The following is a 10,254-nucleotide window of genomic DNA, read 5'->3' as shown; positions in this document are numbered from 1 at the left end:
TTCCCCTGTTTGAAACTGGCTCGGGGCATGCGAAACGCCAGCGCGTCTTCGCATCGACCTTGCAGGTCGCCCCTCGCTGCGTTCCAAACCGGGCGACTTGATCTTGAATCGGCAGACTGAGCAAAACCATAAGCATCCCCGCCAATTCAGTATCTCTACCAGCAGCACTGTTCTATCAGTTCAGCCCCAAACTCTCGCGGTATTCTTCGTAGGTGCCGCGGTAATCGGTAATGCCGTCTTCACGCATTTCAAAAATTCGCGTGGCAATGCCAGAAACAAACTGGCGGTCATGCGACACCACAAACACTGTGCCTTCGTATTTCTCCAGTGCGTATTGAAGTGATTCGATCGATTCCATGTCCAGATGGTTCGTAGGCTCGTCCAGCAACAAAACATTGTGGCGCCCCAGCATCAGGCGACCAAACACCAGTCGGTTTTTCTCACCACCTGAACACACTTTCACCTGCTTGGAAATTTCATCATTCGAGAACAGCAAACGCCCCAAAATACCGCGAATGGCCTGGTCGTCGTCGCCTTCCTGAGAGAAGCGCTCGGTCCATTCACGCAAATTCAAAGGCACATTGAATTCGTCGCTTACGTCTTGTGCCATGTAACCCAGGTCTGCATTCTCAGACCACTTCACTTCACCATAAGTGGGTTCCAAAGCCTTGGCCAGCAGCTTCAGTAGTGTGGTTTTACCCATGCCGTTGGCGCCCACAATACCTACCTTGTCGCCTGCCTCCACCATGATGGAGAAGTCCCGGATCACCTTGTTGTCGCCGTAGGCCAAGCTAATGTTGTCCAGCTCCACAGCCAAGCGGTGCATCTTCTTTTTCTGCTCGAAGCGAATGAACGGATTCTGCCGTGAAGAGGGTTTCAGGATGACTGTGTCTTGCTTGATTTTCTCGATCTGCTTTTGGCGCGAGGTGGCCTGGCGCGCCTTTGATTTGTTGGCCGCAAAACGGCGTACGAAGTCTTGCAGATCGGAAATACGTTCTTTGGCACGCGCATTGGATGCTTGTGCTCGTTCGCGTGCCTGGGCTGCAGCCAGCATGTAATCGTCGTAATTACCGGGTACTACTTGCAATGTACCGTAATCCAGATCAGCCATGTGGGTGCACACTTCATTGAGAAAGTGGCGGTCGTGGCTGATGATGATCATGGTGCTCTCATACTGGTTTAGTACGTTTTCCAGCCAGGCAATCGTATTGATATCCAGGTTATTGGTGGGTTCATCCAGCAACAGCACATCAGGTTTCGAGAACAGGGCTTGTGCCAGAAGCACCCGCAGCTTCCAGCCTGGGGCAATTTCACTCATTGGGCCATTGTGGTTTTCAAGCGGAATACCCGCACCCAGCAGCAACTCACCTGCCCGGGCCTCGGCTTCGTAGCCGCCGAATTCGGCATACACCGCTTCAAGGTCAGCTGCGCGCATGTAGTCGTCGTCGGTGGCTTCGGGGTTCGCATACAAGGCATCGCGTTCCGTCATTGCAGCCCACATTTCCTTGTGGCCCATCATGACCACATCCAGCACGCGGTGTTCTTCAAACGCAAATTGATCCTGGCTTAACTTTCCCAGCCGCACATTGGGCTCGATCACCACAGTGCCGCTGCTGGGCTCCAGGTCGCCACCCAGAATTTTCATGAAAGTGGATTTGCCGCAGCCGTTTGCGCCAATCAAACCATAGCGGTTGCCATCGCCAAATTTGGCATTGATATTTTCAAAAAGCGGCTTGGCGCCGAACTGCATGGTGATATTGGCTGCGGTGAGCATAAGTATTGGAAAATTCAGTGATTTTTAACGAAGGGGGCATTATACATGCCCGGGCTTTGAGTGCGTTGAATGTGGGCTCGGAGGTTGCGACTAGCGAACGGTTTGAACCAGGCGTGCGTTGAATTCCTTGTGCCCGCCAGTCATGGTCAAGGTGCCCTGCCCGCCCTGAAACCAGCAAGCCTTGGGGGTGCAGTGACCAAATGGAAAATTCAACAATACTGGTACATGTGTCAGTTGGCTTTGAACAAATTCAGCGGCGCTGCGCAAGTTGTAGCCATTGTCGTGTGCGCCAGGTTTGGGTTCACAAAAATTACCCAACACAATGGCCTTTTGTTGGGTCAACACGCCGGCGTGCAGCAACTGAAGCAGCATGCGCTCAATTTTGTAGGTTGGCTCGTTCACATCTTCAAGCACCAAGATGCCGCCAGACACACTGGGTAACCAAGGGGTTCCCAAAAGACTGCACAGCAAGGTGAGGTTGCCACCCCATACCGGACCTTCAATTGCACTGCTTTGTTGTTCTGCGCTCAGTCCGATGCATTCAGCAGGCCATTCAATATGTACTGCCTGTTTTTCTACGGCACGCAAAAAGTGTTCAAGCGTGAGTGGGTCGGCACCCTGCTCTGCTCCAAAATCGAAGCAAGCCATGGGCCCGTGCAACAAGGTGGCAGGTTGTGCGCCAACTTTCAGCAACGCCAATTGCAGGCTGGTAATGTCGCTGTGGCCGCACAACACATGCGCATTTGCATTCAGCAATGCAGCAAGTTCCGGAAAATTCAACAGTGGCATCAATCGGCTTAAGCCGTAACCCCCTCGGGTGGCCATCAGCAGGCTGGGGGTATTCATGGCAAATACATTTTCAATGCTGGCCATACGCGTGGCTTCGTCACCTGCAAAGCGCTGTGTGCGCCGGCGTGATTCAGGCATTTCAATCACATTGAACCCATGTTGACTGCTCAAATGGTTGCAGGCCCGGTCGAGCAAGGTTTCATCAACCAGCGCGCCACTGGGCGAAAACATGACCAGCTGGTTCAGGGCCTGGTTTGTCGAGATGGGCGGTTTGCTGTTCAATTCAATTCCGGTTTAAAAAGTAAGCTCACAGATACTGTTTCCACGAACGCACGGGTTCTCCGTTGAAATAATCGCACAAACTGGCCAGAATAGCGGCCTGCTGGGTGTGCTGCCCTGCTTTCAACACGCGGCTATGTTCAGCCAATCTTTCACTGGCTTGCTGCAGTCCTGTCTGTAAAAAATCATGCGGAGTGTGAAAGCCAAGTTGCGCAAGTACGTCAATTGTTTGTTTGTTGGCATTGGGCAGGTGCATCAGACTGGCCAATTCAGCAACAGTTTCTTCTCGCTGCTTGCGGCGCGCTTTGAAAAAATTGCCCAGCAATTCTTCACTTTCCTGTCCCATACAACCAGTTTCAAAAACACAGGGGTGCCAGGCTTGCGCTTGCTCGAACACTGACAAGGACTGTTTCAAATCCCCGTTGTAGCGTGACTGTGCACAACCCACCACCACGCGACCCAGCCGCGCATGCAAAATTGCACCAATGCACATGAGGCAGGGTTGTAGTGTGACGTATAGGGTGGCTTGTGCACCCAGGCGGTAATTGCCAACCGCCTGACAGGCTTGGCGAATGGCCTGAATTTCAGCGTGTGCGCAGGCATCGTTCAATGAAACTGGTGCGTTGTGTGCCCTGGCAACGGCTTTGCCATCGATTACCACGACTGCGCCAATCGGTACTTCGCCAGCCTGTGCAGCAAGCCTCGCCTGCTGCAATGCAAGTTCCATCCATGGCGTGTCCTCTGGCTGGCCTTGGTGGGCCAGTATCGAAAATTTGTCGGACAGCTTGCGGGTTTGCATGGTTTTCAAAGTAAGCCCAATAAAGTGTTCTCAGTTTGACATAAAAAAACCCGGCACCAGGCCGGGTTCTTGGTCTGTGGGCGGCTTCAGTTTACTGACCCGACTTAAGCAATCTGCGTTGGTTCCACGCAATAATTTCCCCAACAATTCCGCGCCGGAAGGCCAGCACAACCACAATGAAAATGAAACCAGTCACGATCGTGACCTGTTCCCCAAGTGAGCGGAACCAGGCAATGTCGGTGGTCACCGCCATCCAGGTGCCAAATTCACCAATGCGATTTTCCAGGGCAATAATCACAATGGCACCCACAATGGGGCCTGCCAGAGTGCCCAAGCCACCCACCAAGGTCATCAGCACCACCAGGCCAGACATCGTCCAGTGCACATCCGTCAATGTTTCAAAGCCAAGCACCGAGGCTTTGGTTGCGCCTGCCAAACCCGACAATGCAGCTGACAAAACAAACACCAGCAACTTGTATTTGTCCACGTCATAACCCAGTGATATTGCGCGTGGTTCATTTTCCTTGATCGCCTTGAGAACTTGCCCGAAGGGCGAATGCACAGTGCGAACAATCAGGGCGTAGCCTGCGATGCAAATGGCCAATACCACGAAGTAAAGTGTCAAGTCGTTGCTGAGGTCGACAACACCAAACAAGGTGCCGCGCGGTATGCCTTGTAAACCATCTTCACCGCCGGTAAATGGCGCCTGTAAAAAGATGAAATACAGCATTTGTGCCAGGGCCAGCGTAATCATGGTGAAGTAAATGCCCTGCCGTCGTATGGCCAAAGCACCCATGATTAAACCAATGAGCGCTGCAAATGCCACGCCCGCCAGCAAACCAAGCTCAAAGGGCATACCAAGGTCTCGAATGACATACCCGGCAATGTAACCGGCGCCGCCCAGAAAAGCGGCGTGCCCGAAGGAAAGCAAACCGGTGTAGCCAATCAACAGGTTGAATGCACATGCAAACAGTGCAAAACACAGCAGTTTCATCAGCAGCACCGGGTACATGAAAAACGGTGCCGCCAGGGCGAGAATGATTGCCGCAATCGCGATAATTGTATTTTTGTTCATCGTGTCAAACCCTTTATTTCTCGCGGCCGAACAAACCGGCCGGGCGAATCATGAGCACAATCGCCATGATGATGAACACCACTGTGGCTGACAATTCTGGATAAAACACACGGGTCAATCCTTCCACAATGCCCAAGGTGAGCCCGGTAATGATTGAACCCAGAATAGATCCCATTCCACCAATCACCACAACCGCAAACACGGTGATGATGAGGTTGGATCCCATCAACGGTGAAATTTGAATAACCGGCGCAGCCAGTACACCCGCGAATGCAGCCAGTGCCACACCAAAGCCGTAGGTAAGCGTCACCATCAAGGGTACATTGATGCCAAAGGCCTCCACCAGTCGCGGGTTTTCAGTACCGGCACGAAGCAAGGCTCCAAGTTTTGTTTTTTCAATCATGATCCAGGTGGCAAAACAAACCACCAGCGAGGCCACAACGACCCAGGCACGGTAGTTGGGCAGAATCATGAAGCCTAGGTTGGTCGCACCCTGCAAGGCTTCTGGCACTGAATAGGGTTGACCGGAAACCCCGTAAATCGAGCGGAAAATTCCTTCCAGCATCAAGGTAATGCCGAAGGTCAGCAACAAGCCATACAAGTGGTCAAGCTTGTAAAGCCAGCGCAACATTGTTTTTTCAATCAGTATCCCGAAGGCGCCCACCAACAAGGGGGCAAGCAGCAGCATCACCCAATAATTCAGGTTGAAATAGGCCATGCCCATCCACGCGAAAAATGCACCCATCATGTACAGCGCGCCATGGGCAAAATTGATCACGTTGAGCAAGCCAAAAATAACAGCAAGACCCAGTGACAACATGGCGTAAAACGAGCCATTCACCAGGCCAAGCAATAACTGCCCAAGAAAGGCCTGCAAGGGAATTCCAAATATTTCCATGAGTACGTGTCCCGCAAAGCCCCTGGGCGGTTAAACCTCAGGGGCATTGGTCTTGTTTTGGTTTTAATGCATTACTTCCACAAAGCGCACTTGGTCTCAGCTTTGGTGGTGAATGCCTGTTCGCCTGGAATGGCTTGAACAACCTTCAGGTAGTCCCAAGGCTTTTTGGATTCCTTGGGGTCTTTCACCTGCATCAAGAACATGTCGTGAATCATGCTGCCGTCGGCGCGGTAGTAGCCGTTTTTGGCATACATGTCGTTCACCTTTTGTTTGCGTAGCGCTTCCATCACTTTGGCGCCATCATCCGTACCCGCAGCTTTCACAGCGTTCAGGTATTGCAGAGTCGCCGAGTAATCGGCTGCATGCAGGCTGCTGGGCATTTTTTTCATTTTGTCGAAGAAGCGTTTGGACCACTTGCGGGTTTCGTCATTTTGATCCCAATACCAACTGTCGGTGAGGTACATGCCCTTGGTCTGCCCCAAGCCCAATGCGTGCACATCGTTGATGAACATCAGCAAACCGGCAAGTTTCATGCTGCCTGTAACTCCAAATTCATTGGCCGCCTTGATAGAGTTGACTGTGTCACCACCGGCGTTGGCCAGGCCTAGAATTTGTGCACCCGAGGCTTGCGCTTGCAGCATGAAACTGGAAAAGTCAGACGCTGATAGAGGGTGACGAACGGCGCCCTTTACAGTGCCGCCACTGGCCTTTACCACTGCGGTGGTATCGGTTTCCAGCGAGGTGCCAAAGGCGTAGTCCGCGGTCAGGAAATACCATGTTTTCCCGCCCTGCTTAGTTACAGCTGAACCAGTGCCTTTGGCCATTGCTACCGTGTCATAGGCATAGTGAATACTGTAAGGGTTGCATTCTTCATTGGTAATGCGGGCAGTACCGGCGCCAATTACAAAGTTGGGTTTTTTCTTTTCATCGGCTACTTTGGCCATGGCCAAAGCCGTGCCGGAGTTAGTACCTGAAATCAGCATGTCGACACCTTCAGTGTCAAACCACTCGCGTGCCTTGCTGGCTGCAATGTCAGCCTTGTTTTGGTGGTCAGCAAACACCAGTTCGATTTTCTTGCCATTCAAGGTGCCGCCAAAATCAGCGATCGCCATTTTTACAGCCTCGACACCACCAGGCCCGTCAATGTCGGCGTACAGGCCAGACATGTCGGTGATTACACCAATCTTGATGGTGTCATTGGAAATTTGTGCCTGGGCCGAACTGGCAGCAAATGCAAAAAGTGCGGTCAGTCCAGTTACGATTGGTTTTAATTTCATCATCATCTCCTTTGGTTTAAGTCCAATCCCTTGAAAGGTTGGTTTTTTATACGCCCAGCAACGAATGCAGCACGGGCATTTTTTCATCGAGTTCCGAGGAAGCAAAAGCCTCCACAATTTGGCCGTGTTCCACCACGTAAAACCGGTCGGCCAGTGGGGCTGCGAAACGGAAATTCTGTTCCACCATCACAATGGTGTACCCCTTCGATTTCAGGGTGGTAATCATCTTGGCCAGGGCTTGAACAATAACAGGCGCAAGCCCCTCAGAAATTTCATCCAGCAGCAAGAGTTTGGCGCCAGTTCTCAGAATGCGCGCAACGGCCAGCATTTGCTGTTCACCACCTGACAAACGCGTGCCCTGGCTTTTTTTGCGTTCGGCCAGGTTAGGGAACATCTCGTAAATTTCTGCCACGCTCATGCCTTTGTCAGTTTTTGAAACAAAGGGTGGCAGCATCAGGTTTTCTTCCGCAGACAGGGAAGAGAATATGCCCCGTTCTTCCGGGCAGTAACCCACACCCAAGTGGGCAATTTTGTGGGTGGGCATGTTAATCGCCTCGGTGCCATTGATTTTAATCGACCCCTTCCGCGAACCAGTCAATCCCATGATGGCGCGCAGGGTGCTGGTGCGCCCTGCCCCGTTTCTTCCCAATAGTGTTACCACCTCACCGGTTTTAACAGTCAGGTTGAGGTTGTGCAAAATGTGTGATTCGCCATACCAAGCATTAAGCCCGGCGATTTCAAGCGCAGTGCTTGTCGATGCATTACTCATCAGTGCGCACCCTCCAGAACTCCAGTGGTGGAGCCCATGTAGGCCTCCATCACCTCGGGGTTGCGCGAAACCTCAGCGTAACTGCCTTCAGCCAGCACTGCGCCGCGTTGTAGCACGGAGATGCGATCGCTAATACCCGCCACCACATTCATATTGTGTTCAACCATCAAAATGGTTCGGCCAGCAGAAACCTTCTTGATTAATTGTGTAACGCGGTCCACGTCTTCGTGGCCCATGCCCTGGGTGGGCTCATCCAGCAGCATCAATTCAGGTTCCATGCCCAATGTGGTTGCAATTTCAAGCGCACGTTTTCTGCCGTAAGGCAAATCTACGGTCAGGGTGTCTGCAAAGCTTTCCAGGTCAACCAGCGCAAGCAAAGCCATGGCCTTGTCATTGAGCACCGAGAGTTTTTTCTCACTTTTCCAGAAATGAAACGAATTACCCAATGGGCGTTGCAAGCCAATTCGTACATTTTCAAGCACTGTGAGGTGTGGGAATACTGCGGAAATTTGAAACGACCGAATAATGCCTTGCCTGGCGATTTGGGCTGGCTTTGCACTGGTGATGTCTTTGCCGTTGAACAAAATTTGGCCCGAAGTGGGCGTTAAAAATTTCGTCAACAAATTGAAACAGGTCGTTTTACCTGCGCCATTGGGGCCGATCAACGCGTGGATGTGACCACGCTGTACTTTTAAATTCACATCGCTGACCGCAGTGAATCCCTTGAATTCCTTGGTCAACGCCCTTGTCTCCAACACTACTTCTGCCATGGGTTCTCCATGTTGTCATTGTCGTTGTACCCACCGGTGCCGGGCTGCGCCGATGGTTAAATATCGTCAATGATGGTGGCATGTGTGTTTTCATTCGGGAATTAGGGCAAACCTCACCCCCTGGATGCAAAAAAGCCCGCATTTGCGGGCTCTTCTGTAAGGCTGAGGTAAGTGACGGGATGTGCTTTATTGGCTTATTCCCACTCAATGGTCGCAGGTGGCTTGCCCGATACGTCGTAGACCACCCGGTTTACTCCCTTTACTTCATTGATGATGCGATTGGAGATACGGCCCAACAATGAATAAGGCAGGTGTGCCCAGTGTGCTGTCATAAAGTCTTGGGTTTGTACTGCGCGAATGGCCACCACATATTCGTAGGTGCGGCCATCGCCCATTACACCCACCGATTTCACAGGCAAGAACACTGCAAAAGCCTGGCTGGTCAGGTCGTACCAGCTTTTTCCAATTTGTTCCTCGGTGCACAGCTCAGCCGCTGCGTCTTTGGCTGTGGCTTTGGTGTTGCGCAATTCTTCAATGAACACGGCATCGGCACGCTGCAAAATTTCAGCATACTCGGCTTTCACCTCGCCAAGAATTCGAACACCCAAGCCCGGCCCGGGGAACGGGTGGCGGTAAACCATTTCAGGGTCAAGGCCAAGTTCAACGCCAAGTTTACGCACTTCGTCCTTGAACAAGTCACGCAGGGGTTCAAGCAATTTCAAATTCAGCGTATCGGGCAAACCGCCCACGTTGTGGTGGCTTTTGATACTGGTGGCTTTGCCCGTTTTTGCGCCCGCTGATTCAATCACGTCCGGGTAAATCGTGCCCTGTGCAAGCCACTTGGCGTTGGCACGCATGCCAGCCTCACGCTGGAATACATCCACAAATGCTTTACCAATAATTTTGCGTTTGGCCTCGGGATCGGTAACTCCTTTCAGCTGCCCCATGAATTCTTCGGTGGCGTTCACATGCACAACACGCACACCCAAATGTTTGGCGAAGGTTTCCATAACCTGCTCGCCTTCTTTGAAACGAAGCAAGCCATGGTCCACGAACACGCAGGTGAGCTGATCACCAATTGCCTTGTGAATCAATGCCGCGGCCACGGAAGAATCAACACCACCCGAGAGGCCCAAAATAACTTCATCAGTGCCTACCTGGGCACGAATTCTTTCAACCGCTTCATCCACAAAACTTGGCATGGACCAGTCACCTTTGCAGCCGCAAATGTCGCGTACAAAGCGGGCCAGTATTTCCTTGCCTTTTTTAGTGTGCGTTACCTCAGGGTGAAATTGCACGGCATAGAACCCACGTGTTTCATCAGCCATGCCGGCAATTGGGCACGAGGGTGTAGAAGCCATCAACTTGAAGTTGGGTGGAAGTTCGGTCACCTTGTCGCCGTGGCTCATCCACACATTCAACAGGCCATGGCCATGTTCGTTGGTTTCGTCTTGAATACCATCAAACAGTTTGGTGTGGCCGTGGGCCCGAATTTGGGCATGACCAAATTCCCGAACCGTACCCGCTTCAACTTTGCCGCCGAGTTGCATGGCCATGGTTTGCATGCCGTAGCAAATACCCAGCACTGGCACACCTAGATTGAAAACAATTTCGGGTGCTTTGTCGGTGCTCTCTTCGTAGGCGGATTGGTGGCTGCCCGACAAAATAATGCCTGAAGCGCCATAGTTCTTGATGCGTTCAGATTCAACATCACAAGGCAGGATTTCGCAGAAAACACCGGATTCGCGCACGCGTCGGGCAATGAGTTGTGTGACCTGTGACCCGAAGTCGAGTACCAAAATTTTCTGATGATTCATGAAGCGT

9 protein-coding genes are annotated in these 10,254 nt (G+C 52.0%); all 9 read right to left on the bottom strand.

Annotated elements, in window-relative coordinates:
* Positions 1-175: 175 nt before the first annotated feature.
* The 9 genes from PY990_RS06180 to guaA all read right to left on the bottom strand — a co-directional run bounded on the left by PY990_RS06180 (position 176) and on the right by guaA (position 10,247).
* Entirely contained in the window at positions 176-1,774 is a 1,599-nt protein-coding gene (locus PY990_RS06180) for an ABC-F family ATPase (RefSeq protein WP_275270872.1), read from the bottom strand.
* A gap of 90 nt (positions 1,775-1,864) precedes the next feature.
* Positions 1,865-2,845, bottom strand: coding sequence for an LD-carboxypeptidase (locus tag PY990_RS06175; protein WP_275270871.1), 981 nt, complete (start codon positions 2,843-2,845; stop codon positions 1,865-1,867).
* 25 nt (positions 2,846-2,870) lie between these two features.
* Positions 2,871-3,641 (bottom strand): nucleoside deaminase, encoded by a 771-nt coding sequence (locus tag PY990_RS06170; protein ID WP_275270870.1) that lies wholly within the window; start codon positions 3,639-3,641, stop codon positions 2,871-2,873.
* A 91-nt stretch (positions 3,642-3,732) separates the two neighbouring features.
* Positions 3,733-4,716 (bottom strand): branched-chain amino acid ABC transporter permease, encoded by a 984-nt coding sequence (locus PY990_RS06165; RefSeq protein WP_275270869.1) that lies wholly within the window; start codon positions 4,714-4,716, stop codon positions 3,733-3,735.
* 13 nt (positions 4,717-4,729) lie between these two features.
* On the bottom strand, positions 4,730-5,614 hold the full coding sequence (locus PY990_RS06160) for a branched-chain amino acid ABC transporter permease (protein WP_008249371.1): 885 nt from the start codon (positions 5,612-5,614) through the stop codon (positions 4,730-4,732).
* Positions 5,615-5,685: 71 nt separating this feature from the next.
* Positions 5,686-6,891, bottom strand: a complete 1,206-nt coding sequence (locus PY990_RS06155; protein ID WP_275270868.1) for an ABC transporter substrate-binding protein — start codon at positions 6,889-6,891, stop codon at positions 5,686-5,688.
* Positions 6,892-6,937: 46 nt separating this feature from the next.
* Positions 6,938-7,660: an ABC transporter ATP-binding protein gene (locus tag PY990_RS06150; RefSeq protein WP_275270867.1), complete on the bottom strand. Its 723-nt coding sequence runs from the start codon at positions 7,658-7,660 to the stop codon at positions 6,938-6,940.
* The gene (locus tag PY990_RS06145; RefSeq protein WP_275270866.1) at positions 7,660-8,430 is read right to left on the bottom strand and encodes an ABC transporter ATP-binding protein; all 771 of its coding nucleotides are present in this window, start codon (positions 8,428-8,430) and stop codon (positions 7,660-7,662) included. The genes PY990_RS06150 and PY990_RS06145 overlap by 1 nt, the downstream gene beginning before the upstream one ends.
* A gap of 194 nt (positions 8,431-8,624) precedes the next feature.
* Complete coding sequence (guaA, locus tag PY990_RS06140; protein WP_275270865.1) at positions 8,625-10,247, bottom strand: glutamine-hydrolyzing GMP synthase; 1,623 nt, start codon at positions 10,245-10,247, stop codon at positions 8,625-8,627.
* Positions 10,248-10,254 lie beyond the last annotated feature (7 nt).

This window comes from Limnobacter olei (genome assembly GCF_029087225.1).
In the GTDB taxonomy this organism is placed as follows: domain Bacteria; phylum Pseudomonadota; class Gammaproteobacteria; order Burkholderiales; family Burkholderiaceae_B; genus Limnobacter; species Limnobacter olei.
This window is presented reverse-complemented; position numbering and strand designations above follow the sequence as displayed.